General features: G+C 36.8%; 22 protein-coding genes and 1 pseudogene. 11 read left to right on the top strand and 12 right to left on the bottom strand.

All coding sequences use genetic code 11. The annotated features are described in order from the left end of the window. Positions 1-94: 94 nt before the first annotated feature. From H3Z85_05525 to H3Z85_05510, 4 genes are all read right to left on the bottom strand, one after another. The gene (locus H3Z85_05525; GenBank protein ID QPQ52875.1) at positions 95-775 is read right to left on the bottom strand and encodes a hypothetical protein; all 681 of its coding nucleotides are present in this window, start codon (positions 773-775) and stop codon (positions 95-97) included. A gap of 80 nt (positions 776-855) precedes the next feature. Continuing rightward, positions 856-2,079, bottom strand: a complete 1,224-nt coding sequence (locus H3Z85_05520; GenBank protein QPQ52874.1) for a 3-phosphoshikimate 1-carboxyvinyltransferase — start codon at positions 2,077-2,079, stop codon at positions 856-858. 168 nt (positions 2,080-2,247) lie between these two features. Then, positions 2,248-2,574, bottom strand: coding sequence for a nucleotide pyrophosphohydrolase (locus tag H3Z85_05515; protein ID QPQ52873.1), 327 nt, complete (start codon positions 2,572-2,574; stop codon positions 2,248-2,250). After that, positions 2,574-3,983: a hypothetical protein gene (locus H3Z85_05510; GenBank protein ID QPQ52872.1), complete on the bottom strand. Its 1,410-nt coding sequence runs from the start codon at positions 3,981-3,983 to the stop codon at positions 2,574-2,576. The genes H3Z85_05515 and H3Z85_05510 overlap by 1 nt, the downstream gene beginning before the upstream one ends. Before the next feature lie 183 nt (positions 3,984-4,166). Here H3Z85_05510 and H3Z85_05505 point away from each other — a divergent pair, with 183 nt between their 5' ends. Together H3Z85_05505 and H3Z85_05500 are read left to right on the top strand one after the other, a co-directional pair. Further along, positions 4,167-4,418, top strand: a complete 252-nt coding sequence (locus H3Z85_05505; protein ID QPQ52871.1) for a type B 50S ribosomal protein L31 — start codon at positions 4,167-4,169, stop codon at positions 4,416-4,418. 268 nt (positions 4,419-4,686) lie between these two features. Next, a complete protein-coding gene (locus H3Z85_05500; protein QPQ52870.1) occupies positions 4,687-5,847 on the top strand; it encodes a GlmU family protein in 1,161 nt (386 codons plus the stop codon). A 60-nt stretch (positions 5,848-5,907) separates the two neighbouring features. Here H3Z85_05500 and H3Z85_05495 read toward each other — a convergent pair whose 3' ends face one another. Next, positions 5,908-6,708, bottom strand: coding sequence for a hypothetical protein (locus H3Z85_05495; protein QPQ52869.1), 801 nt, complete (start codon positions 6,706-6,708; stop codon positions 5,908-5,910). A gap of 197 nt (positions 6,709-6,905) precedes the next feature. On the opposite strand from H3Z85_05495, the pseudogene H3Z85_05490 reads away from it, so the two are divergent. From H3Z85_05490 to guaB, 5 genes and pseudogenes are all read left to right on the top strand, one after another. After that, a pseudogene (locus tag H3Z85_05490) lies at positions 6,906-7,397 on the top strand (sigma-70 family RNA polymerase sigma factor). 729 nt (positions 7,398-8,126) lie between these two features. After that, a complete protein-coding gene (locus tag H3Z85_05485; GenBank protein ID QPQ52868.1) occupies positions 8,127-9,407 on the top strand; it encodes a DUF4252 domain-containing protein in 1,281 nt (426 codons plus the stop codon). 10 nt (positions 9,408-9,417) lie between these two features. Then, on the top strand, positions 9,418-9,918 hold the full coding sequence (locus H3Z85_05480; protein ID QPQ52867.1) for a DUF4252 domain-containing protein: 501 nt from the start codon (positions 9,418-9,420) through the stop codon (positions 9,916-9,918). 28 nt (positions 9,919-9,946) lie between these two features. Beyond that, positions 9,947-10,651 carry a hypothetical protein gene (locus H3Z85_05475; GenBank protein QPQ52866.1) on the top strand — a complete coding sequence of 235 codons (705 nt, stop codon included), beginning with the start codon at positions 9,947-9,949 and terminating at the stop codon, positions 10,649-10,651. A gap of 193 nt (positions 10,652-10,844) precedes the next feature. Next, positions 10,845-12,305, top strand: coding sequence for an IMP dehydrogenase (gene guaB / locus H3Z85_05470; GenBank protein QPQ52865.1), 1,461 nt, complete (start codon positions 10,845-10,847; stop codon positions 12,303-12,305). 359 nt (positions 12,306-12,664) lie between these two features. Here the strand turns inward: guaB and H3Z85_05465 are convergent, their stop codons facing one another. The 3 genes from H3Z85_05465 to H3Z85_05455 all read right to left on the bottom strand — a co-directional run bounded on the left by H3Z85_05465 (position 12,665) and on the right by H3Z85_05455 (position 15,966). Further along, entirely contained in the window at positions 12,665-12,862 is a 198-nt protein-coding gene (locus H3Z85_05465; protein QPQ52864.1) for a KTSC domain-containing protein, read from the bottom strand. Between the two features lie 156 nt (positions 12,863-13,018). Then, a complete protein-coding gene (locus H3Z85_05460) occupies positions 13,019-14,881 on the bottom strand; it encodes an AAA family ATPase (GenBank protein QPQ52863.1) in 1,863 nt (620 codons plus the stop codon). A 14-nt stretch (positions 14,882-14,895) separates the two neighbouring features. Beyond that, positions 14,896-15,966: a DUF4407 domain-containing protein gene (locus tag H3Z85_05455; protein ID QPQ52862.1), complete on the bottom strand. Its 1,071-nt coding sequence runs from the start codon at positions 15,964-15,966 to the stop codon at positions 14,896-14,898. Between the two features lie 224 nt (positions 15,967-16,190). On the opposite strand from H3Z85_05455, the gene H3Z85_05450 reads away from it, so the two are divergent. Then, on the top strand, positions 16,191-18,125 hold the full coding sequence (locus H3Z85_05450; GenBank protein ID QPQ52861.1) for a T9SS type A sorting domain-containing protein: 1,935 nt from the start codon (positions 16,191-16,193) through the stop codon (positions 18,123-18,125). Between the two features lie 28 nt (positions 18,126-18,153). Here the strand turns inward: H3Z85_05450 and ruvC are convergent, their stop codons facing one another. Further along, the gene (ruvC, locus tag H3Z85_05445; GenBank protein ID QPQ52860.1) at positions 18,154-18,708 is read right to left on the bottom strand and encodes a crossover junction endodeoxyribonuclease RuvC; all 555 of its coding nucleotides are present in this window, start codon (positions 18,706-18,708) and stop codon (positions 18,154-18,156) included. A 188-nt stretch (positions 18,709-18,896) separates the two neighbouring features. Between ruvC and H3Z85_05440 the strand changes: the two genes are divergently transcribed. Further along, positions 18,897-19,301 carry a hypothetical protein gene (locus H3Z85_05440; GenBank protein QPQ52859.1) on the top strand — a complete coding sequence of 135 codons (405 nt, stop codon included), beginning with the start codon at positions 18,897-18,899 and terminating at the stop codon, positions 19,299-19,301. A 2-nt stretch (positions 19,302-19,303) separates the two neighbouring features. Next, positions 19,304-20,665: a peptidase M64 domain-containing protein gene (locus H3Z85_05435; GenBank protein QPQ52858.1), complete on the top strand. Its 1,362-nt coding sequence runs from the start codon at positions 19,304-19,306 to the stop codon at positions 20,663-20,665. A 32-nt stretch (positions 20,666-20,697) separates the two neighbouring features. On the opposite strand, the gene H3Z85_05430 is transcribed toward H3Z85_05435, so the two are convergent. Next, complete coding sequence (locus H3Z85_05430) at positions 20,698-21,225, bottom strand: 2'-5' RNA ligase family protein (GenBank protein QPQ52857.1); 528 nt, start codon at positions 21,223-21,225, stop codon at positions 20,698-20,700. 19 nt (positions 21,226-21,244) lie between these two features. Further along, the gene (locus tag H3Z85_05425; protein ID QPQ52856.1) at positions 21,245-22,360 is read right to left on the bottom strand and encodes a beta-lactamase family protein; all 1,116 of its coding nucleotides are present in this window, start codon (positions 22,358-22,360) and stop codon (positions 21,245-21,247) included. A gap of 168 nt (positions 22,361-22,528) precedes the next feature. On the opposite strand from H3Z85_05425, the gene H3Z85_05420 reads away from it, so the two are divergent. Next, positions 22,529-23,938, top strand: coding sequence for an aspartate aminotransferase family protein (locus H3Z85_05420; protein QPQ52855.1), 1,410 nt, complete (start codon positions 22,529-22,531; stop codon positions 23,936-23,938). A 34-nt stretch (positions 23,939-23,972) separates the two neighbouring features. On the opposite strand, the gene H3Z85_05415 is transcribed toward H3Z85_05420, so the two are convergent. After that, positions 23,973-24,683: a diphthine--ammonia ligase gene (locus tag H3Z85_05415; GenBank protein ID QPQ52854.1), complete on the bottom strand. Its 711-nt coding sequence runs from the start codon at positions 24,681-24,683 to the stop codon at positions 23,973-23,975. Between the last annotated feature and the right edge of the window lie 94 nt (positions 24,684-24,777).

The raw sequence follows: 24,777 nt of genomic DNA, 5'->3' as shown, positions 1-24,777 counted from the left end.
TACTTTTACTCTCTTAAGAAGTATTCTTAAAAAAAATGAAAATTTAAAATAAGGATGCAAAGCACTTTCAGCCCCAATCTTCCGGCTTTTCTTCTTAAAAAACAAAATCCTCCTTTGAACCGGGAATTCTGAATGTATGTTCACCGATTTTGAAATCATTCATTTTGATAAGTGCCTGAAACTTGTGGTTAAACTCTTTATACCCGTCGGGTAATACTTTTGTTTGTTCATCACAGGAAGAATATTTTTTGTCAATCACTACTTTTCCGGTTGAAAAGTTGATGACATTTATAAATTTAAAATCACAAGTATCTTCAAACGTATCCTCAGAACCAATCAGGTAAAAATCGCCCTCCTGGAATCTGAAAGTATGCTTATAGCTTTGAGTATGCCGGGAATTGGTGGAATACTCCTGTTCAATAATAAGACAATTGTTTTTTACGGAAAGTTCAAGCCTGTTATATTCAGGAGAAAAGCCTGTACCGCCGGATAAAAGGAAAGTAGAATTTTCTTTCCAGACCTTAAGATGATTGTTTTCATTTTTCAAAATATAAAACATCCGCAGCTTATCTATCCGGTTTGAAGAGCCTTCCTGTTCTGATGCTTTTATATTCGTATCAAATGCGAGAATTATTTCGTCTCTGCCATCTTTATCGAGATCTCCCTTTGCTTCTGCCACTTTTATATATCCTGTCGGTACCGAAAAATCTGGGATACTTTGGGCATAAAAACCTGTCAGTGACAAGAAACAGAGAAAAGAAAAAAGAGACTTCATGAAACAGTATGTAGTAAACGGGATAATTTACATCAGATGTATAAGTTCATTTCAAATTATCCCGTTTTTACGTTGTAATATTAATTCGTCAAGATGCCGGCAAGATCTCTCCAGAACATCGGATAAGATTTTTCCACAACATCTTCCTCTTCGATATTCAGTTCTTTGATCAGGCAGAAAGGCGCAAAACTCATAGCCATTCTGTGATCCTGATAGGTCCTGATGGAAATATTATCCTGCGGTTCCCCGAAACTGATCGACTTGATTGTAAGGTCTGTGATTTCTGTTTCAGTACCCAGTTTTTGTAATTCATGGTATAGAGCAAGAAGCCTGTCCGTTTCTTTTACTCTTAAGGTTCCCAATCCTGAGATCTCAAAAGGAATTTGTAAAGCGGAGGCCGTCACACATAGCGTTTGGGCAATATCCGGACAGTTGTTCATATCCAGGATGATTTTTTCAGGGAAAGAAAAATTCTGTTGAGGTTCTAATGTAATTTTATGTTCATCCTCTGAGAAAATAGTCTTAATTCCAAAGAAATCCTCATATATTTTTGCAATCGCAGAATCTCCCTGCGTAGATTCTTTATAAAAACTTTTCAGGTGAAGGGTTTCCCTTCCAAGAGCACAGATCGAGTAGAAGTAAGAAGCAGAGCTCCAGTCACTTTCCACTTCGTAAGAATCTGTTGAAGGCTGATCGTCGGGATTGAAAGGTTCCACTCTGATAGTATTGCCTGTAAAACTGTTTCTGATTCCGAATTTAGTCAAAATATCAAGTGTCATTTCAATATAAGACCTTGAAGTTACGTCACCCACAAGATTGATTTCCAGTCCGTTTTCAAGCTTTCCGGCAATAAGCAGGAGAGATGTGATAAACTGGCTTGATATATTAGCAGGAACATTCACTGAAGTCTGACTGATCTTTTTTCCGGTGATTTTTAAAGGGGGAAATCCATCATTTTCAAGGTACTCGATGTCAACTCCAAGATCTCTCAGGGCATTCACCAGATTTTTAATCGGTCTTTCCTTCATTCTCTTGGAACCGGTAAGAATCGTTGTTTTTCCTTCCTGAATAGAATAATAGGAAGTCAGAAAACGCATAGCAGTTCCCGCGTGATGGATGTCTACAGTTTCTGTATTTTCAGACAATGCTTTTTTCAGTAACTGTGTATCCTGAGAATTAGACAAATTCCCGATTTTTATATTGCTAAACAGGCTTTCCAGAATCAATAAACGATTCGAAATACTCTTCGAACCGCTGATCTGTACTGTTTTATTTCCTAGTAGTGTTGATTTTTCTAGCTTCATTATTTCTTTAGATTTCAGATTTCAGACATCGGATTCCAGACGGGCATGGTCTATAATCAGCAATGTAATCTCTCCTTCAATTTTATTACTCTCTTAAGATCCAGTGTTTTTAAATATCAGATTACAAACTGTCACAGCCTGAGGTCTGATCTCTAACATCTGAAGTCTCTACTTCAATTTTTCATTATTCTGATGACGATCTTTATCGCGATCAGTTTTTATTTTCATTTTCCTGTCAAAAGCTTCCTGGAGATTGACTCCCGTTTGATTGGCTAGGCATAATGTTACAAAAAGCACATCTGCCAGTTCTTCTCCCAGATCCTTGTTTTTGTCACTTTCTTTCTCACTTTGCTCACCATATCTTCTGGCAATGATTCTTGCGACTTCACCTACTTCTTCAGTCAGCATGGCCATATTGGTGAGTTCATTAAAATATCTTACGCCGATGGTTTTGATCCACTCATCGACCTGTTGCTGTAATTGTGTAATTTCCATTATTGATAAGCTCCCAGCGTAGGATTGGTTGTTCTGGATACATTTACGATATCAACAGGCACTGTTCCTGCTACCGCTACATTTCCTTTTCCTTTGGCCGGAGAAGTTGATTTTAGTCTTAGATTCATTTTAGCCATGAAATAATTGACAAACTGAGGATCTTCATTTTTAATACTCTGCACTACATTCTGACTGTTGTCAAAAGTATATCCGGATTCAGATTTTCCGGAGTATTTAATCAGGCAGTTCTGGATTAAAAATTCGAATTGCTGTCCGGAAGTAGGCTCAACCTGCACTGAGTTATCCCGATCAGAATACACAATACTATTTTTGATACTCAATTGCTGTAAAGCTCCCTGTTCTATCTGGCCAGCGTCATTTTTCCATTCATTGGTGGCAAAAATTCCATTTCTGTCAAACTGGCTCATCGATTTGGAATAATTAGCAATCGTTGCATGAGTGTAGCTGTGATTTCCTCCTCTGAATATCCCGATACATGAAAGCCCACAGTTATTCATCACCAAATTATTAGCTCTCACTGTAGATCCCACCGCATAGATTCCGTAATCCAGGAAGGTGTGGATGAACGAATTGGTAATGGTAGCCGTTGTCTGCTTCATTTCCAGCCCTTTTATACCTCCGAAAAGCCTTGCATGGTTCATATTAAGGATAGAGTTGGGCTCCATTTTAATAGAATTCCAGTTTTTGGGAACCGTATCATATTTAGTGTCATTCCGGTCTCCACGAATGATAACCTGTTGATCCATGGTTCCGTTGATATTTAAAACACCTCCTGAAGCGACCTTCATCCCACTGTTTTTGTGGAAATATATTTTTGTTCCGGGATCTACATCCAATGTAACATTAGGATTGACGGTAAGATTTCCGTAGATGATTTTAGCTTTATTATTACTCCAGGTTGTAGAGCTGGTAATGACATTAGGATTGGTAGGCGTCTGAATATAAAATTCTGCATCCTGAACTACCGAAAATAAAGTCACGTGCTGCTGTCCGGCAGGACCGGAAAAAATTACTTTGTCTTCAGCAATAGCTTCAGGCCCCGTAGCCTGTGGAGAAATTTCAACAAAAATATAAAGGCTGTCCTTTTTTCTTAAAGGAACATCTTTAAAATCATATCCAGGCTTTCCGTCTACATTGATTCTATATAATGAGGCTGCTCCCTGCTCAAGGTTTACTCTTGGGATCAGAATATCTTTGTCTTCATTATTATAAACTTTTACCACATAGGTTTCTGAACGTACCTGATGATAGACTGTATCACAAAATACCGTATCTCTTGAAAATCTTAATTGCTGTGAAGGAGCATCAAACGTAATATCATCCTTATTGCATGATACCGTTACAAGAAGTATCCAGAAACAAAAAGCCAGTAATAATTTGAATTTCATTGAAATTAAAGTTTAAGTAAGTTCCAAATTTAACGAAAATACTTTGAATTTCTTATCATTAAAAAAATATTGGATTCTGTATTTGGAATTTAGAAAAAAAGTTGTACTTTTGCAACCTAAAATTAGCAGAGAAATATCCATTACTATTTCGAAAGCAAACTTTAATTTTTTAAAAATAGTATTATGAAAAACGGAATCCACCCAGAAAATTATAGACTTGTTGTTTTCAAAGATATGAGTAACGACGAGGTGTTTCTTTGCAAGTCTACTGCAGAAACAAAAGACACTATCGAGTTCGAAGGACAAGAGTATCCTCTAATCAAAATGGAGATCTCTTCAACTTCTCACCCTTTCTACACTGGTAAAGTGAAATTAGTTGACACTGCAGGTAGAGTTGATAAGTTCATGAACAAATACAAAAAATTCGCTAAGTAATTTTTTGTCTACTCAAAATAATAAAGCCTTTCAATCTTTTGGAAGGCTTTTTTTGTTGTATGAAATCTGATTTTTAGGAACTTTATCCCGCTATCCACGTATACTCCTCGCTCCAAACTTTCCTGATCTGTCATCCATCCGTCTATTATCTCTTGTCTTCTATCACAATTTCTCCCATCTTTTTGTATTTTTGTTTTAGATAGAATTAGAAACAACAGCTTTAGCTTTTTGTCTCTGTTTTTTACCTTTTAACCCTAACTTTCAAAAAATGCAATTAGTTTTTTCAGACGCACAATATTGGGAAGATTTTCTTCCGCTTACCTTTACCCGACCTGTTGCAGCCATGCGATGCGGAATCCTGACTTTTTCTGAAAGATGGCAAAAAATTCTCGGAAACACCGAAGCTTCTTATTTTACGGAAATGTATCTTCAGGATAAATTTAATGCTCCTGAAGAAAAAGAAAGTCTTTTTCTTGTTCCGAATTTCCTGCCTTCTGAAACGGTTATTCAGCAGATCAAAGACCTGAAACAGGGAGAGGCACTGGTGTACGAAGATGAATTGGTAGCAGCAAGAATTAATATGAAAGATTTTTCTTTACATCAGATTGAAAAAATGACTGATATTAAAGAAGAACTTGTTTTCTTTAAAAAACCGGCAGATCTTTTTACATATAATCATCATGCGATCAGTTTTGATTTTGATCTGTTGACCATGGGAAGAACATCACAGGAATTATCTTCAACAAATGGTTTCCTGGGAGATAAAAAAGATCTTTTCATCGAAGAAGGGGCTTCCGTAGAGTTTTCAACGATCAATACAAAAACCGGTAAAATTTATATCGGTAAAAATACAGAAATTATGGAAGGCTGTCATCTTCGGGGGCCTATCGCATTGTGTGATGAATCTAAATTTAATTTAGGTGCTAAGATCTACGGAGCAACTACCGTGGGACCTCACTGTAAAGTAGGAGGAGAAGTCAATAATATAATTATTTTTGGCTATTCAAGTAAAGGGCATGAAGGTTTTGTAGGAAATTCAGTGATCGGAGAGTGGTGTAACTTCGGAGCAGACAGCAACTCTTCCAATATGAAAAATAACTACGGCCATGTAAAATTCTGGAATTACAGAACCAAAGCTTTTGAAGATACCGGATTACAATTTGCAGGGCTGATTATGGGAGACCATTCTAAAACGGCAATCAATACGCAGTTAAATACAGGGACTGTGGTCGGGGTGGCTTCCAATATTTTCAAACCAGGCTTTCCACCCAATCTTGTGGAAAACTTTTCATGGGGTGGATTGAAAGATGATGAAAGGTTCAGGTTGGATAAGGTCTATGAAGTGGCAGAAAGAGCAATGGCAAGAAGAAAAGTGGCTTTAACGGAAGAAGATAAAGCTATTTTGAAGCATGTGTTTGATAACTATTAGAACATAAATAAACCTCAGATGATTCTGAGGTTTTTATTTTTTAGTCCGAATATAAGAGCCTTAAAGAATTGAGATAGGTTTTCCGGGAAATGACCTCTGCTTCTTTGCCCTTGAAAAAAAGAATTGATACTTCGGGTTTTCTTTTTGTAATTTCTCAAACTTTCTTTCACTAATGCTTTTTCCGTTAAAGTAATAATAATCAGGAGGTCTTTCGGACATTATAACGACGCCACCGATAGTGGCATATTGAGATTCAATTTGAAATTCCTTATTTTCTAATTTCTCGTTTTTTTCAAAAATAACAGTTTCGTTTTCAAGCCCCATAGACGTGATTGAATCTTTCTTGTTATTTACCTTTCTTTCAACTTCATTCATCTTATCAAAGTCAAAGTATAAAATATTTTTCTTCTCAATAAGTTCATTGGGTATTTCCAAGGCAAATGTTCCATCTTCATGGGTAATGGCTTTAATGTATTTAGATTTACAGATAAAGAATACTTCAGCGCCTGGTATTTCCTTTTTTGTGCTGTTAGAAATCAGTCTTCCGGACACTTTAGTGATGTTTGCTGCCTTTTGTTCGGTAGCCATTCTGAAACTATCTTTAGTTTGAGCCTGAACAAAGCTGAGATTTGTAATTAAAATAATTCCCGCTGCTGCTAAAGCTGCTGATCTTGTTGTAATTCTGCCACAAATTTTTTCTCCATCAGCTGTATTAAAAATATCCCGGATTTCTTCATCCGTTTTATGGGTAAAATCTATGACGCATCTAGAACATTTTTCACAAAATTTTCCTGATGGAAGATCCTGCATATCGTCCCAGTTTTCAGGGCAGGGATTGTGGATTTTGAGACTATTCTTCATATTTATGTTTTATCTTCACGGTTGTATTGTTTTACAATTTAAATATAGAAGTTTTTATAAGAGAAAACAATCTTTTAATGGTTTATCTTAGCCTGAAACCCAATAGAAAATAAAAAAATGATTTTTTTTGAAGTTTTTTTATTTTTGATGTAATAGATTGTAAAGACTGGTTGTCTTACCTATAAGAAACAAAACTCATGACCCAAGAAACCTTCAAGAATACGGTGTTTATTCTCAAAGACGAGATGTATCGTTTTGCGAAAAGGTTCGTCATGAGCAGTGATGAAGCAGAAGATGTAGTGCAGGACCTGATGATGAAGTTCTGGCAGAAAAGAGACGAGCTGGAGCAGTTTGGGAATTTTAAATCCTATGCTCTCAAATCTGTCAAGAACGAATGTCTCAACCGGCTGAAACATCACGATGTGAAGATAGGTTTTGCAGATATGCAGCTTCACCGGTCAGAGCTTTACAGTATGGAAGTGGATAATCTTAAAGAACATATTGTAGGATTTATCAATCAGCTCCCGGAAAAGCAGAAAATGGTTATCCATTTGAAAGATGTAGAAGAGTACGATGTTTCTGAAATTTCTGAAATGCTGGAAATGGAAGAAAATGCAGTAAGGGTCAACCTTATGCGGGCAAGACAAAAAGTAAAAGAACAAATCTCACAACTGATGAGCTATGAAAAAGATCAATTACAAGATAAATACGACGAAATCTTCCGGGATATCAGGGAAGAAAAAATGGACTGGAGCTTCGAAGACTTTCTTCAGAAGACAGAAGATAAAGAATCTGGGAAGGATACTACCCCTATTATTCCATTAAGAGAAAGTAAAAAACCTTCTTTTCCTAAATGGTTCTGGATGGCGGCCAGCATCATACTGCTTTTCGGCATCGGTTTTTTCTTTTACAATACTAATGATAATGCCGCAACAGGTGCCCCGGATACAGAAAAGCTGGTAAAAGAAGAGGTATTAAGACAAAAATCTGATTTTATTGAAGAAAATAACGATCATCAGGCCCAGGTAGCTGTCAATACTCATACCGATTCTATCTCAGGAGCCAAAAAAGACTCTATCTTTCAGGAAAATCATGTAGCTGAAAAGGATGTACTTGATGAGATTCTTCCTAAAAGAGGAAGGCTTAAAAAGGAGAGAAAACCAAGGTATGTGGACAATGCCTCTTTTAAAAATAAAATTTCAAAAGACTCTACAGGATATGAAAACTCTTATGTCATTGTGAATGGCAAGAGAATCGATAATGTAGAAGAAGCAATCAATGTGACTAAGTATTCATTCCAGATATTTGCAAATAACGTTAGTGAAAAATTGGTACAACCTAAAGTGGTGGACGATGATTATTAGCCAAGATCAGCCTGATCATCCATAATCATCCTTAAAAAAAAATAAAATTGACTCATGAAAAAACTATTCATAATATTCGCACTTGCTTTTTCCCATTTCTTCAACGTATATGGACAAAAAGATAAATTTGATCAACTTTTCGAAAAATATCAGGAAGTAGAAGGAGTAACTTCTATTAAAATTGCCAAACCGATGTTCGGTATGCTGAGCAGTTTAAATATTGATGATTCACAGTTGGATCAGATTAAACCGTTGCTGTCTAAAATCAATGGATTAAAAATTCTGATTACAGAGAATCCTGAAAAAAGCAATACCACCGATGGGCGAAGAGTCCAGACTAATCTGTCTGAATTAAGTAAAGATATTTCATCGTACCTGAAAAACCTGAATTACAATGAAATAATGTCAGTAAACAGTTCAGGAGGTAAAATAAAATTCCTTTCAGCAGAAGCTAAAAATGGTATTCTGGATGACCTTCTGTTAAGTATTGACGGTGGTGGCGGAGAAAGTATTTTTGTGATGCTGGACGGAAAACTTTCTATGGATGATGTGAGTAAGATTATCAGTTCCAGTGAAACTAAAAAGACCATCGTTTCCACCACACGCAGCAGCCTGACCTCAGAAGGAAATTCTTCCTACCTGAACGGCGAAGCAAGAAATGTAGGTAAATTCTCCGGAATTCAGGTAAGTACAGGAGTAAATGTAGTATTCAAGCAGGAAGAGCCTACGAGCATAAAAGTTATTGCAGATTCTGACAAATTGCAGTATATCATTACAAAAGTAGAAAATGGGATTTTGAGAATTTATATTGATAATAAAGGAGTAAGGAATTTAAGGTTTAAAAATTTAAGTGTAAATGTTTCTTCGCCGAAAATGAACAGTATTGATGTTTCATCCGGTTCAAACTTTACGGTGGTGAATTCTATTTCGGAAAAAGACATGAGAATTGATGCATCTTCAGGAGCCAACGTGACAGGTGATTTTAAAATTGCGGGAGCTACAGACATCTCTGCATCCTCAGGTGCTAACGTCAGAGCCGGAATCACAACAGGGAATATTTCCATTAAAAGTTCCAGTGGCTCCAATATGAGTCTGAACGGAAAAGCAGATTCAGGAATGATAGATATCAGCAGTGGTGCTGTTTGTAAAGCCGAAGACCTCAAATTAACCTACCTTGAAACAGAAGCCACATCAGGAGGAAACCTTTCCGTCAGTGTATCCGATAAATTAAAGGTGAGAGCATCTTCGGGAGGATTGGTAAAATATAAAGGAAGACCCGAGATAGAATCAAATATCAGTAAAACTTCGGGAGGAAGCCTGAGACCTATCGAATAAAAAACCAGCCATGAAAACTTTAAAAAACATTTTCCTTGCTATTCTGATGATCAGTATTTTTCAATCCTGCATCGTATCAGAAAAACCTAATATGAATTTCTTTTCTGATTCACGATATGATTTCAGGGATGCTAAATTTACAAGTTTTAATGTGCCTATGTTCCTGGCTAAACCTTATATTAAGAAGGCTTTAAAAGAGGATGGGGAAAGCGAGGAACTCATTGCCCTTGTAAAGAAAATTTCAAAAATCAAAGTTCTCACCGTTGAAAACGGGAGCAAGGAAATGCTCAATGATTATGCAAAGTATCTGAATAATAATCACTACGAAGACTGGGCTACCATAAAACATGACGGTGACAATGTCAATGTTCGGGTAAAGCAAAACGGTGATGCTATTAAAAATATGCTGATCACTGTCAATTCAAATAAAGAATTGGTATTTGTAGATGTAAAAGGAAACTTTACAACCGCTGATATTTCAAAAATGATCAATTCTGTTTCCGATAAATAATTTCCCACTCATAAAACTAATATTTGCCATGGAAAAACTAGTAAGAGAAGTACGAATTCTAAAAATATACGCGGCTTCGCTTACTGTCGTGTGCATCCTGTTTTTTATTCTCGCATTCAAAAATCAATCTTCCAACGAACGTTTTAAAGAAATAGACGTTGAAAGAATCAATATTGTTGAAAAAGACGGAACACTGAAAATGGTCATCAGCAATAAAGAACGCCAGCATCCCGGAAAATTCAATCATAAAGATTTGAACCCCAGAGAAAGGGAAGCAGGACTTATTTTCTTTAATTCATTAGGTGACGAATGTGGCGGATTGGTCTATGACGCCAATGAAAAGGAATCCGGAATGGTATATTCTGTAGATCAGAGAAGAACAGACCAGGTCATGCAACTCCAGTACTTTGAAAGAGCTGGAAAAGAAAAAAACAGAGTCTATGGTTTAAAACTTTGGGATCGCCCGGATGATTTTCCGATGGAGGCGCTTATTAAGTTTGATGATTCACTTAAAAAGCTCAATAATGCTGCAATAAGTAAAAAGGCTTATACAAAACTCAGAGAAGAAGGCAAGCTGGGAAATGAAAGATTTTTTGCCGGAAAAACAGCAAATGGAGATGTCGGAGTTTTTATTCGTGATGCCAAAGGTAATATTCGACTGAAGTTATACGTTGATAAGAATAACCAGACTCATATTGAGAACTTGGATGAAAAAGGTAATCCGGTTAATTAACCGATCACGGATACCAGAATAAAGTTAAACCTAATAAGTAGTTTTATAAGACTAAATTTATTTTGTACAGTGGCCGTTCATGAATAATGAACGGTTTTTTAATTTAACGTATTGATTATTAAATTTGATGTAAACTATTAAAAAGGATTTTCATATGTCGTAAAAATAGCCTAATTTTGCAAAGAAAGTAAAGATGTCTATTCATAACAAAATTGTAGAGACAGCCATCACTTTCGATGACGTTCTTCTAGTCCCTTCTTATTCAGAAGTTTTACCTAATCAGGTATCATTAAAATCAAGACTTACCGACAAAATCACGCTGAATGTTCCGATAGTTTCTGCTGCGATGGACACAGTTACTGAAGGAGATCTTGCCATTGCCTTAGCAAGAGTTGGAGGTTTGGGTTTCATTCACAAAAACATGACAATCGCTGAGCAGGCTGCTCAGGTAAACAGAGTAAAACGTTCTGAAAACGGAATGATCTCTGATCCTGTAACCCTTTCTAAAGATCATACTTTGGGACAGGCTAAGGAAATGATGTCAAAATACAAAATCTCAGGTTTGCCGGTTGTAGACAGTGAAAATGTTTTAATCGGAATCATTACCAACAGAGACGTTAAATATCAGGAAAATCTTGATATGAAAGTAGAGGAGATCATGACCAAAGAAAATCTGATCACTTCCGATAAAGATACCAATCTTGAAAAAGCAAAAGAAATTCTTCTTAGAAACAGAGTTGAAAAACTTCCTATCGTAGATAAAGACAACAAGCTTGTAGGATTAATTACGATCAAAGATATCGACAATCAGCTGGAGTACCCAAATGCCAATAAAGATCAGAACGGACGTCTTATTGTAGGTGCAGGAGTAGGTGTTGGTGAGGATACTTTAGACAGAATTGAAGCTTTGGTAAAAGCAGGAGTGGATATTGTAGCCATTGATTCTGCTCACGGACATTCTAAAGGAGTTTTAGACAAAATTTCTGAAATAAGAAAAGCATATCCGGACTTAGATATCGTAGGAGGAAATATTGTAACTGCCGAAGCGGCAAAAGACCTTATTACTGCAGGTGCAAATGTTCTTAAAGTAGGGGTAGGGCCAGGTTCTATCTGTACAACCAGAGTTGTAGCAGGAGTAGGTGTTCCTCAGTTATCAGCTATTTATAATGTATATGAATATGCCAAGTCTCAAAATGTAACGGTAATTGCAGATGGTGGAATCAAGCTTTCAGGAGATATTGTAAAAGCAATTGCAAGTGGTGCAGGAGCAGTAATGCTTGGATCTCTTTTGGCCGGAACGGATGAAGCTCCGGGTGAGGAGATTATTTTCCAGGGAAGAAAGTTCAAATCTTACCAGGGAATGGGAAGTCTTTCTGCAATGAAGAGAGGAGGTAAAGAAAGATATTTCCAGAGTGAAGCTAAAAAATTCGTTCCGGAAGGAATTGAAGGAAGAGTACCTCATAAAGGAAAATTGGAAGATGTAATTTTCCAGTTGACAGGAGGATTAAGAGCCGGTATGGGATATTGTGGGGCCAAAGATATTGAAGCTTTACAACAAGATTCCAAATTGGTTATGATCACAGGAAGCGGATTGAAAGAATCTCACCCTCATGACGTGATTATTACACAGGAAGCTCCGAATTATTCTTTATAAGGAATAGTAAACAATAAAAACAAAGCCCATACAAATCTGTATGGGCTTTGTTTTTATTTAGATATTGCTACTTTGTTTTAAAAATATTCTTCTGTTTGTTTTTCTTAGTGTAGGATTTTATTATGATATTGAACTTGAATACGGTAAAAGTTTTTATTTTTATATTTTAAAGATAAAACAGCAATTTTGTTAATTATTTCTGTATTGTTTTTATCATTTTATATTAATTTAATATTTAATTTTTTGTAACAAAATAATGATTTTATCGACTAACTGATGAAATATTTAATTCATATGTGTTTATACTAAAGAAAATTTAAATATTACCCATGTTGCCTCCATCATATGGGGGCATTTTTTTATGATATTCTGATGTATTTGAATTTTGGTTTGATTACCTTATTGAGGAAAAAACCTTTGGATCTTGCCGCCTTAAATTTTTCAAAGATGCCTGCCGGTACCTTCATATAATCGTATACTGCTCCCGACTGATATATAATTCTCAATATTTCAGTTTCAGGAAAATATACAAAACTATTGACAACACTTGAAGGCATATAAAATGAAAGCAAAAAATGTTCCTGCTCTTAATTGAATAAGATTTCTGTGATTTCAGGTTGTGTTTGGCTAACTTTTCTATACATTGAAGGAGTAAAGAAAGACCTTCCAGAATTAACTAAAAGGTCAGGTATATAAATAGCTCTTGCTTTTCTTTATGTATTCAGTAAATGGTGATAGCCGGCAATATGCAAATAGCCTTCTTCTTTAAGGCTTACTTGTAATTGATGTTTGATGGCTATATCATATATTTCCTTAGGTTGTAAACTGCCTTTTTCACTAAGCGTTTTGCTCATGTTTTTTAATAAATCAAAATGTAAGATGAGATCTTCCCGGGTTTTTCGGGCCAGTTCCTGCATTAAATTTTCAATTCTTTCATCCGTAATATGCTGTTGCATTCGATGAGGGTAATCTTCAAGATTGTAAGTAGCCTGGAAATTTTCTTCAAAACCATATTTTCGGATATAGTCTATAGCAAGAGTGGTAGCCTGCTCACGGTCATGGCTTCTTCCGATACTTGCATTTTTTTCACCAAAAATAATTTCTTCGGCAATTCCGCCAGCAAGATAAATTTTAATCCTGTCGACAATGCTTTCTTTGGTATCGTGGATCTGATGCGGAAACGTAAATCCTGCGGCATAACTGCTCGCCACTTTACTTTTAAGCTGTAAAGGAACAAAGCCTGTATACAGCATATATGATACTGCGTGACCGCATTCATGAACACTAATATTGGCTACCGCATCCTGAAGGTTAGACTGCCGTATTTTATCAATCTTACCCAGATAAGGAATTTCGATCAGACGATCACCGATTTTACCGGTAATGATTTTGTCAGCATGAGAGTAATTGATCTCTATCGACGGATCATCGTGAATAATCGCTTCAAAAAGAAACTTACTCAAATTTGTATCCAGAATATCAACGACACTACTGAAGACAGGACGCACACCCTGTACAGGGAACACCCCGTTTCGGTAAATGAGCTCGTTAATATTTTTATTTATTTTTAAGCCTACACCAAATTTTGTTTTAGTATTATGTTTTAGATTATTGATTTCCCTTTGAATTAATTTTTGAAAATCTTCCGTTTTTAACGAAAAATAGATCAGATGGATATTTCCGAATCTCGCCACCTGTTCAGGGCGAAATTTTCTTGACAGGGCATTTTTAATATCTACAACAGTTATTTTTTTGGTAAAAGCATGGTAAATATTAGCATCTATATCTGCCTCGCTTGTTTCTTTTGACATTTGAAAAGCTTCGTCCAGATTTCCGCTGATAATAATCAGCATTTTACTGTAATTCACGGGTTCGTAAATCTTCTTTTCTTTCTGCTTTTTACGAATCAGCTTGATCATATCTTCCTCTTTCATATCAATGATGCTCATTACATCATCATCCATACTCAGATATTTTTTAAGTTCTTTGGCATCCCATAAATTAAGATATGGATTCTCATCAAGGTCTGTTTCGCCGTTTACTTTGCGTCTTTCATTTTCTTTTTTACGTAAAAGATAAGAAAACAGGTAATGTTCGAGATCTTCCCGTTCCCGCTTGCTGAGGCGTCCGTCACTCAAAAGTTCCCAGAAATCGGTGAATTTGGTCTGAGGAACGGGCATGCCATCCGGATCAATAGTGTTAAAACGTTGAATCTCGTCAAAAAGAACAATGCTTGGTTTTTCATCACTCAAACCGTTGCTTTGGAAGATATCAGAGACACTTTTACTCCAGGAGGTCTCATCGGAATTGCTAAGTTCTATTTCAACAAAACGATTCTGAAATTCGAGAAACCGGACCATCTTTCTCACCAGATCTGTTTTCCCTACTCCTGTCATTCCCCAAAGGTTGATGACCACTGGGCGTGTCAGGATTTCAGGCATAAGATACCATATCTGGATATATTCCATGACATCATCAATAATCTTATCGATTCCGATGAATTCTTTTTTCAGGAAGGCTTTACAGTCGTCCAGTTTTTTCTTTTTCTTCCTGATTTCTTCTTTGTCAATAATCATGTATGAAAAATACGCTATTTTTTTAAATTATCTTTAAAATCATCAACACGGAAATCTGTCAAAGCATTTCCTTTTTCAATTTTCTCTTTGGAATATAATCTGAAATCGTTTTCTGTCTTTTCAAGAAGATAATCATAAGGCCCTACATGCGAAATAAGCTTTACCAACACAGGAGAGATTTCCAGACAGATAAATAACCCCATGATAAATGCCGCAGCCAGGCCTATAATTGCGGAGTTTTTTCCAAGTTCATCCAAAGCCTGAAGTCTTGCTGCAAATCCGTTGAATTTATCTTCAAAAGTTTCCGTAGACTTTCTTTCTGTTTCCAGATTGGTGTATACTTTGGAGATTTCTTTGTCAAGATAGTTAAGCCTTGGAGCTGCTTGTTTCTGATAATTTTCAAGATCAAGTCGTCGCTGTTCTTTTAATTCCTGTTTACGTTTGGCATTAGGTCCGAAACCTTCTTTACCACTGGTTAAACCTGATTGTTTTCCGAGAATTTCTTTTTCAAGTTCTACGGATGCGGAGTCATATGCCACTTGATATTGAGCAATCTTTTCTGAGATTTGTTTTTTCTCCGTTTCAAAAGGGCCGCTTTGCTGCAGAATCCTTCCATTCATTTCTCCCTGAAGCTGTTTTTTATTTCTTTGAATAATGGTATTCAGTTGTTTATTTACTTCTTTTTCAAAAATTTTAAGCTCCAGCGGTTTTGAAATTATAATTCCTAAAAAGGTGGCCAGTACCAAACGTGGAATAGCCATCAGAATCTGATTCCACCATGTCCCGGTTTTTTTGATGGATGAAACGATATACCTGTCCAGGTTAAAAATCATTAACCCCCAGAGAATTCCAAATCCTGTAGCTGCCCACAGGTTATCAAATACTGTATACATGGCATATCCTGCAGAGAGAGTAGCAAATACTGCAGTGAAAAGTACAATTCCTCCGATCCCTGAAAATTTATTCCATTCACTCGGAGTCTTTCTTAAAATATGGATGTTTCCTCCGGAACATACCATAAGAAACTTCTGGAACCAGTTTATTTTATGATTCGTTTGATTTATAGTTTGTTGGTTTGTTTTCATTGTAGAAAATTTATACAAATGTAGTATTAAAAATCATACCAATGTAAAAGATAGTATTATGTTTTACCAAGTAATTGTCGTTTGGGGTCTAATTTACTGTTATACAACGTTGTTTTAAAAAATTAGGATAAATAAAAAAATGCTAAGAAAATATTTTATTTTTTTTGATGATTTGATTATAAAATTATACTTTTGCTTAATTCTAATTAAAAAAAATATTAAAAATGAAGAAAATTACTACCTTTTTAGGTGTTTTGCTATTTGTTAGTGCTTTTTCTCAGGTGCAGGAACATTATTGTGGCTTTGATGAAGATATGAGAAGGATGGACACAAAGTTTCCTGAACTCAAAAAAAGACGGGAAGAAGGAGAACTTAAATTGAGAAATATTGATAAGCAGTCCTATCTTAATAAAGTTGGCGGAGGAACTTCCTGGAACGGATTGTATACAGGTCAGGTATACGAAATACCGGTTGTGGTACACGTTATCGAGTCGAATGCAACATCAAATGTCAATTTAAAATTGACAGATCAGCAGATTACAGATTGGATAGACAGGGCCAATAAAATGTATGCCACCACTTATGGTAATGGCTTTTATGCAGAAGGACCCGGAGCAGACGGAGGGAATGTTATTCCGTTTAAACTGGTATTGGCAAAAAGAACACCACAATGTACCGCTACGAATGGAATTGTGAGATATAACGGAAGTACAATTCCTGCATACGATGCCAGTGGGGTAAGACAAGCGATGTCTGCAACGAATCCTGGTACCGGAGCTCCTGATTATTCAATTAAAGAATTGGCACCTCACTGGCCGGAAACCTCATATTTTAATATTTATGTTGTTATTGGGTTTAACGGCCAGCAGCAAAACTCTGGTGGGCTTATGGGATATGCCCGGTTCCCGGAGACATATGATTATTTTTATGAAAGTTTCATGAAAGTTGCTACGATCACCAATGCAAATGATACGACACTGACCCATGAGTTAGGACATTCATTTGGATTATACCATACTTTTCAGGGAGGAAATTATGCTGCTCAAAGTGGTACCACAAACTATTGCCCGCCAGCACAAACTGATTGTACAATAGACAATGATATGGTTTGTGATACAGAAGTATCCGGTGCAGCTTATTATCAGTTTCCGGCACCTTCCAATACAGCTATTAACCCTTGTACGGGTGTCAACTATCAAGGGGTACAATATAATATTATGAATTATTCCAATACCAACAGAAAGTTTACAGCAGGGCAAAGAGACCGTGCACTTATGTTGATGATGGAATATAGAAAGAATTTGCTTAATTCTTTAGGAGGAAAGGATCCTTCTGTTGTGGTTCCGTCTCCGGTTGTAATATCGGCTGCTCAATGTAACCCTACAGGTACCGCTCATCCTACTAATAATAACTTCGCTATCGGTCCTACAAGAGTTGAATTTGGAGGAATCAGCAGTATGACTAACGGATATGACTCGGATGAACCGACTCCTAAGTTTTATGAAGATTATGCAACTGCGACTTGTATTAGACCAGCTTACTATACAGATATCGCATCAAATGCAAGCACAAGTCTAAAAATATATTTTGAAAATGGATTTTCACAAGCTGAAAAATTCAAAACAAAGGTTTGGATAGATTATAATAACAACGGATCTTTCGAAGATGGTGAATTAGTCGTAAATAATACTTCAGCCACTGCTTTGGCATCTGGATCAGGGGCTGCTGTCACTGCAGCTATTACTCCTCCGGCTGGAGCGGTTACAGATACGTACTTAAGAATGAGAGTTGCTGTAGATGCAGCGACATATAATGGTACAAATCTACCGGATGTTACTCCTTGTTCTCAGTTACAATATGGCCAAATGGAAGATTATGCGGTGAAAATTGTAGGCTCTCTGGGAACTTCGGATACCAAAAATAATGCTACAGAATTGAAAGTAGTATACGTGAAATCAGAAAATAAACTCAAACTTGCAGGGAAAGGAAATGATGTATTTGGAGAATACCAGATCTATGACCTGAGTGGCAAGCTTATCCAGAAAGGCAACGCCAGAACAAATGAAATTCAGATTGAGAGAGAACTTCCTAAAGGAGCCTTTATACTCAATTATTCAGACAAAAATAGAAAAGAATCGAAAAAATTCTTAAATAATTAGAACTGAAAGCCCTTGAAAAAGGGCTTTTTTATTTCAACCGATCCGGATTTTGCTTCAAAAAACTTTCCCAGCCGGAATACGACTTTGTATCTGCAATCGTCCCTGAATTAAAATGATGGCATACCGCAACAGCAAGGCCGTCTGAAGCATCCAGATATTTCGTGGGAAACTCTTTAAGATTGAGAAGGTTTTGGAGCATTCCTGCTACCTGTTCCTTACTGGCATTACCATTTCCGGTAATAGCCATCTTTATTTTTTTCGGAGAATATTCCGTAATGGGGATATTTCTGTAAAGACTGGCTGCCATAGCAACGCCTTGGGCACGTCCCAGTTTCAGCATACTTTGTACATTTTTTCCGTAGAAAGGAGCTTCCAGGGCAACTTCATCTGGATGAAACTCATCAATAAGTGACAGAGTTCTTTCAAAAATGTACTTCAGTTTAGTTTCATGGTTGGGATACTTCTTTAGGATAAGCTCATGGATAGAAACCATTTCCATTTTACCTTTTTTGACGGAAATTAGACCAAATCCCATGACCGTAGTTCCGGGATCAATACCTAAAATTATTTTCTCTGAAATCATTATTGCAAAGATATGATTTTCTCAAGTTTATTTAATAATGAAAAAAAATCAAAGAATGGTGATTTGTGTTTAAATCTTTATTAACTTTAATAAAAAATGATCATGAAAAATTTACTTAATGTATTAATTGTTCCTGTTTTTCTGTTTTGTAGTTTTCAGAAAGAGAGTGGATTAGCTCAAAAGGATACTTGAAGGCAGGAAATGCCGTTCAAAAAGGAGATCGGATTATGTATTTGTTTTTTAAAGCGGATAAAGATCCATCCGGAAGAGAAAAAATTGTTCTTCAGGATAGTAAAATTTTGGAGGGAAGGTTAAAACTTCTGCCATCTTTTGATAGAGATGAGATGCAAAAAGGAGATCTTATCATCACTGTTCAGGAAGCAGGAGGAAAAGAAATCTCCAGACAACTCATTAAAAATCCTTTACAGCCTGAACTGGAAGTGTATGAAAAAGAAGGAGTCTCCAGACAGAAAGCCTCGCTTCCCGATGCTGAATTCAGTGTGAGATTTGCTTATTCTGAAAATATCCGATCTGTAAAAATCGAAAAAGTTGCAGAGGATGGGATACAATTATTATTCACTCAAAAACTATAATCATGAAAAAAATTCTATTATCCCTACTTATTGGAAGCAACTGCTTCGGACAGGTATTTGATAAAGTATCACTTTTACAAAGCGGTGCAAATGATAAACGAATCATCATTGCCGTTTTGGGGGATGGCTTCACCAGTGCGGAACAAAACTCTTTTGTTTCTTCAGCTCAGTCAACCGTTAATTATCTTTTTACCAAAAGCCCTTACAAAGAGTATAAAAATTATTTTAATGCCTATGCGGTGAAAGTGATATCCACTCAGTCCGGAGTAAAGCATCCGGGAACGGCAACCGACGTGGCAGAACCTGTTATTCCTGTATCCAATCCTAACAATTATCTTGGGTCCAGCTTTGATGTCGGAGTCCACAGATGTATCTACAGCAGTACAACGAATAAAGTCGGGCAGGTATTGGCCGCCAATGTTCCTGATTATGATATTACTTATGTTTTAGGAAATTCAACTGAATATGGAGGTTGCGGTGGGGCATATGCCTTTGCGTCTCTTAATAGTTCGTCCAGTGAAATTGTTGTACATGAGTTGGGACATTCTTTCGGAAAACTGGCAGATGAATACTGGTTTGCAGGTTCCGGCGAATCCCCAAACAAAACTCAGACGTCAAATCCTGCGACGGTAAAGTGGAAAAACTGGGTAGGCGTAAACAGTGTCGGTGTTTATCCTTACACGGAGAGTCCGAGCTGGTTCAGACCCCATCAAAGTTGTGAGATGAGATATTTGAATCAACAGTTTTGTTCTGTATGTAAAGAAGCTATTGTGGAGAAAATTCACTCTTTGGTATCTCCGGTAGATTCTTTTACCCCGGCAAATAATACCACTTTAAATGCCAATACCAATATCACCTTTACAGTGAATGAGATTCTTCCTAACCCTAATACACTCGTGAATACCTGGAAACTGAATGGAACAACACTCAGTGCAACGGCTAATACAATTACGATCACTCCTGCTCAACTTAACAGCGGTAATAATACTTTGCTTTTTTCAGTGACAGACAACAGTCCTCTTTTAAAAGTAAACAATCACGGAACTCTTCATTTTACCAATGTCAGCTGGACGCTTAATAAGTCAGGACTTAAAGTTTCTAAAGTTACAGCCAGAGAGAAAGGCTTCAGTATTTATCCGAATCCGACAGATGGGGTATTTTATATCAGAGGAAAACAGGATTTCTCAAAAAATATAAAAGTTGAAATCTATGATGCTTCCGGTAAGCTGCTTTCGGCGAAGTCTGAAATGAAAGATAGTTCAACCTTATCGGTAGACATTCAATATGCACCTTCCGGTTCGTACCTGCTGAATGTCGTTGAAGATGATCAGCCAATCATTTCCCAGAAAATTATAAAAGAATAAATATTATGAAAACCGGCCTGACAGGCCGGTTTTTAATTGGTTCCCAGTCTTTTCTCGGCAATCGGAACCCAGTTTCCATCATGACGGAGAAGTAATATTTTGTCAACTAAGAAATTAGTTTTATACGGAAAATGCTGATACTTTTCCCATGCTCTTAAATAGTTTTCCCACGTAAGATCCCGATACCCTACTGTCATATGAGGGTTAAACGAGTAGGGGGCGAAGCTGAATTGTTGCTTTACTCTCTTGTAAAGGTCCTGGAGCTCAGAACTGATTTCAGGATGAATATAGATCACCGGATTTTTAGGATTGGCAAAGCTTCCGAATCCATTCAGTTCAATTTTAAAGGGATTCATATGGGTGTCTATTTTTTGAAAAGCTGTGAAGATGTCGTCTTCCCACTCAATTTCTCTTGAGAAAGGAGGGAATAGGGTGATATGAGCTTCATTCTTTAACGCTTTGGAATTGTCATAATAAATCGCCAGATCTTTTTTAAAAATCCTTACTTCTTCAATAATTTCCGTTGGAGGATAGATGGCGATAAAATATAGTTTTTTCATATTCCTGATGTCGGCCAGACTAAAGGTACTTAATTTTTGCTTTCAGCTGTAGCAATGTGCTTTCAAGATGATCTGTCATCTTTTTCACTTCTATATGCGGTCTAAATATGGAGCTTTTACCTTTTTCCTCATCTGCGATATTAGACAGAATAATCACTGAAGTTTTTGTATCCGGATAATAAATATTCAATGAAGGAGATCCTTTCACGTATCCACTGTGAAAATAGGAATTAGGTTTTCCGATATTCAGCATGATTCCATAGGCATATCCCATTTTTCCAAAGATTGCATGACGTCTTTCTGCACTTTTAGCCATGAACTGATTGAGTGTTTCGGGTTTTAAAATTTTCCCTCCGTACAGAGCGTTATTCCACCTGTGAAGATCTGAAATGGTGGAAAGCACTCCTCCGGCGGGGGTACCGATCTCTTTTCCGCTTAATCTTTCAGGCATATTGGGAACTTCCTGAAATCTGGCAGAATTACCAAGGTAAGCACTTGCAAAGTTATTTCCGTGGAAGGTGTCTCCTGTGGAAGAACTGGTCATTCCGGCTTTCTTAAAGAGTTCCGTTGCATTTTGATCATAAGATTTTCCGGATACTGTCTCAACAATTTTTCCCAAAGCATTAAATCCGTCATTGGAATAGAAAAAATCCGTACCGCTTTTAAACATTAGTTTACCACCCATTAAATTCAATCCTGAAGTGTGATTCAGAAGCTGATGGATAGTAATATTTTCATAATCTTTATTCTTAAATTCCTTCAGGTATTTGGATACTTTATCTTTGACGTTCAGTTTTCCCTGTTCCATCTGAAGAAGAATCAGAACGGCTGTGAATTGTTTGCTTATTGAACCAATGGCAAAAACAGTGTTGCTATCGATTTTTGCTTTTCTTTTAAAATCTGAATATCCGCTTTCTTTTCTGTAAAGCTGGTCTGAGTCCTTGAAGACTGCAATACTCCCGTTAAAATGGTACTTTTTAAACACAGAATCAATCTGCTGTTCCAAGAGGGTCTTTTGAAAAGCAGTAATGGTAGAGTCAATAATAGCTTTTTGATCAACTGGAGCTTGTGTTGTACCGGTTTTACATGAAAATAATACACAAAAAAATAGAAGGAATGTTAAATTTTTAATCACGGGGGTGTTTTATTAATAGATTATCATTTTATAGATCGTAAAATCTTAAAAAGTGTTAAGGGATGCAAAATCCGTGCTAGAATAGGTTTTTTCTATCATATAAAATAATCTATCGGCTTTTAAAGAGTATTCAATAATTTTGATTCTATTATTTACCATCAGAAAATTATGAATGAACATCTGAAAAGTGACTGGTCTCAAATTGAAACTTTGCTGAACAGTATAAAGCAACAAGGAGTTGATTATCTGAATTCTATAACGGAAAAACCTACTTCTGTACCTACCATCCCTGTCTGGGAAAAACAGGGATTACCCGAATCAGGATACGGAACAGAAGAGACCTTAAAAATTTTTAACCAAAGATTTGAACCCATAATAGTGGGATCTTCCGGCCCACGGTATCTTGGATTTGTAACCGGAGGAACAACGCCTGCTTCCATTGCCGGTGACTGGCTGACGACTATTTATGATCAGAATACCCAGACCACAAAAGGACAGGGCGATATCTCCGCAAATATTGAGCTGGAGACCATACATCTGATAGTAGAACTTTTAGGACTTCCAGACAGTTTTCTGGGTGGATTTGTAACCGGGGCGACCATGTCAAATTTCACCTGTCTGGCCGTTGCGAGGCAATGGTTAGGCAAAGAGCACGGAAGGGATATTGCTAAAGAAGGAATGCCTGGAACAATGAAAATACTTAGTGCTACTCCACATTCTTCTTCGGTAAAATCTTTATCGCTTCTGGGATTGGGAAGTAATACTATTGTTAAGGTTAAAACAGCAGCAGGAAATCGTGAATCTATTGATATGGCAGATCTGGAGCATCAGATCATGAGCCTTAAAGGGGAGCCCTTTATCTTAATATCCAGCGGGGGAACAGTAAATACAGTAGATTTCGATGATTTTAAAGAAATCAAAAGATTAAAAGATACGTATAATTTCTGGTGGCATATTGATGCCGCTTTCGGTGGCTTTGCAGCCTGTTCGGATTCATATAAACACCTTTTGGAAGGGTGGGAATATGCCGACAGTATCACCGTTGATTGTCATAAATGGCTTAATGTTCCCTATGAAAGTGCAATATTTTTAATTAAAGAGCAATATCATATTCTGCAGGTTGAAACCTTCCAGAACTCTAATGCTCCTTATCTTGGGGATCCCTTGGAAGATTTTGGATATTTAAATTTTCTTCCCGAGAATTCAAGAAGATTAAAGGCACTGCCGGCATGGTTTTCCATCATGGCATATGGTAAAAATGGATATCAGTATATCATAGAAAATAACATATCACTGGCAAAGCAACTGGGACAGTGGCTTGAGGATAGCGATAATTTTAAACTATTGGCCCCGGTACGTCTGAATACGGTTTGTTTTACCTTACAGGATGACGAAATGCAAAATGAGGTTGGTCGGTTCCTGGAGAATCTTAATAATACAGGTAAAGTCTTTATGACTCCAACTTCGTATAACGGCAGCAAGGGAATCCGGGCTGCATTTGTCAATTGGATGACCAATGAAAATGATATCCAATTGATTTTTGATACCATGAATGAAGTCTTTAAAGCGATAAAATAATACTTTGATAAGCCCGTTGGAGCTATTCCCGGGCTTATTTTAAAGTCAGGTCACTGAACCAAAAAACATATTCACCATCTTCTTTGTCGGCATCCGTTTTGGGTTTAGGATAAGTTTTCTTTACAGTTTCCCCAATTTCAAAAGCAACAGGGGTTTTAAAAATAGGACCGTCAAAGGTAAATGTATGGAACTCTCCGTTTTCTCCGCAAGGATCTACATTTTCCGGTAAGTCTTTGATAAAATCATGATCAATGATCCGTCCGGCAAAACCTTTATCCAGATAAGATCCGTTCACACAGGTTACAATGGTTTTAAAACCCAGATCCAGAAATTCACGGATAAGTATTGAGGTATCTTTTTTCCAGAGTGGAAAGACAGCTTGCATACCGATAGCATTGAGCTGTTGCTCTCTGTATTTTCTAAGATCCTCAAGGAAAATGTCCCCGAAAATTGAATGTGTAACGCCCAGAGCCTGTATCTCAGCCATTGTATTACTCATTATTTTCTGGTATTCTTCCATGGACGGTTCTTTAGGAAGTTCCATTTTAACCAAGGGAATTCCTAGACTTTCTGCCTGTTTTTCCAACAAAGAAACATGAACTCCATGCATGGAAACCCTTTGGAATTCCTCATGAATACTTGTAAGCAACGTAGAAACTTCATATTGGTTTTTTTGAAGGATTTTATACAAGGCGAGTGCAGAATCTTTTCCGCTGCTCCAGTTGAATAGGGCTTGGGGCTTCATGTATACTTTCTGATTAAGGATGTCTATAAGTTAATTGAAATTTGTGGTGAAGATAAATAAAAAACCTAACAGGATTCTGAATCCTGTTAGGTTT

Source organism: Chryseobacterium indologenes, assembly GCA_016025055.1.
Classification (GTDB): domain Bacteria; phylum Bacteroidota; class Bacteroidia; order Flavobacteriales; family Weeksellaceae; genus Chryseobacterium; species Chryseobacterium indologenes.
The sequence above is the reverse complement of the archived record's forward strand: the minus strand, read 5'-3'. Positions and strand labels throughout refer to the sequence as shown.

Coding starts and splice junctions, on each gene's coding strand:
- H3Z85_05525 (QPQ52875.1), bottom strand. CDS start 775: ATGAAGTCTCTTTTTTCTTTTCTCTGTTTCTTGTCACTGACAGGTTTT.
- H3Z85_05520 (QPQ52874.1), bottom strand. CDS start 2,079: ATGAAGCTAGAAAAATCAACACTACTAGGAAATAAAACAGTACAGATC.
- H3Z85_05515 (QPQ52873.1), bottom strand. CDS start 2,574: ATGGAAATTACACAATTACAGCAACAGGTCGATGAGTGGATCAAAACC.
- H3Z85_05510 (QPQ52872.1), bottom strand. CDS start 3,983: ATGAAATTCAAATTATTACTGGCTTTTTGTTTCTGGATACTTCTTGTA.
- H3Z85_05505 (QPQ52871.1), top strand. CDS start 4,167: ATGAAAAACGGAATCCACCCAGAAAATTATAGACTTGTTGTTTTCAAA.
- H3Z85_05500 (QPQ52870.1), top strand. CDS start 4,687: ATGCAATTAGTTTTTTCAGACGCACAATATTGGGAAGATTTTCTTCCG.
- H3Z85_05495 (QPQ52869.1), bottom strand. CDS start 6,708: ATGAAGAATAGTCTCAAAATCCACAATCCCTGCCCTGAAAACTGGGAC.
- H3Z85_05485 (QPQ52868.1), top strand. CDS start 8,127: ATGAAAAAACTATTCATAATATTCGCACTTGCTTTTTCCCATTTCTTC.
- H3Z85_05480 (QPQ52867.1), top strand. CDS start 9,418: ATGAAAACTTTAAAAAACATTTTCCTTGCTATTCTGATGATCAGTATT.
- H3Z85_05475 (QPQ52866.1), top strand. CDS start 9,947: ATGGAAAAACTAGTAAGAGAAGTACGAATTCTAAAAATATACGCGGCT.
- guaB (QPQ52865.1), top strand. CDS start 10,845: ATGTCTATTCATAACAAAATTGTAGAGACAGCCATCACTTTCGATGAC.
- H3Z85_05465 (QPQ52864.1), bottom strand. CDS start 12,862: ATGCCTTCAAGTGTTGTCAATAGTTTTGTATATTTTCCTGAAACTGAA.
- H3Z85_05460 (QPQ52863.1), bottom strand. CDS start 14,881: ATGATTATTGACAAAGAAGAAATCAGGAAGAAAAAGAAAAAACTGGAC.
- H3Z85_05455 (QPQ52862.1), bottom strand. CDS start 15,966: ATGAAAACAAACCAACAAACTATAAATCAAACGAATCATAAAATAAAC.
- H3Z85_05450 (QPQ52861.1), top strand. CDS start 16,191: ATGAAGAAAATTACTACCTTTTTAGGTGTTTTGCTATTTGTTAGTGCT.
- ruvC (QPQ52860.1), bottom strand. CDS start 18,708: ATGATTTCAGAGAAAATAATTTTAGGTATTGATCCCGGAACTACGGTC.
- H3Z85_05435 (QPQ52858.1), top strand. CDS start 19,304: ATGAAAAAAATTCTATTATCCCTACTTATTGGAAGCAACTGCTTCGGA.
- H3Z85_05430 (QPQ52857.1), bottom strand. CDS start 21,225: ATGAAAAAACTATATTTTATCGCCATCTATCCTCCAACGGAAATTATT.
- H3Z85_05420 (QPQ52855.1), top strand. CDS start 22,529: ATGAATGAACATCTGAAAAGTGACTGGTCTCAAATTGAAACTTTGCTG.
- H3Z85_05415 (QPQ52854.1), bottom strand. CDS start 24,683: ATGAAGCCCCAAGCCCTATTCAACTGGAGCAGCGGAAAAGATTCTGCA.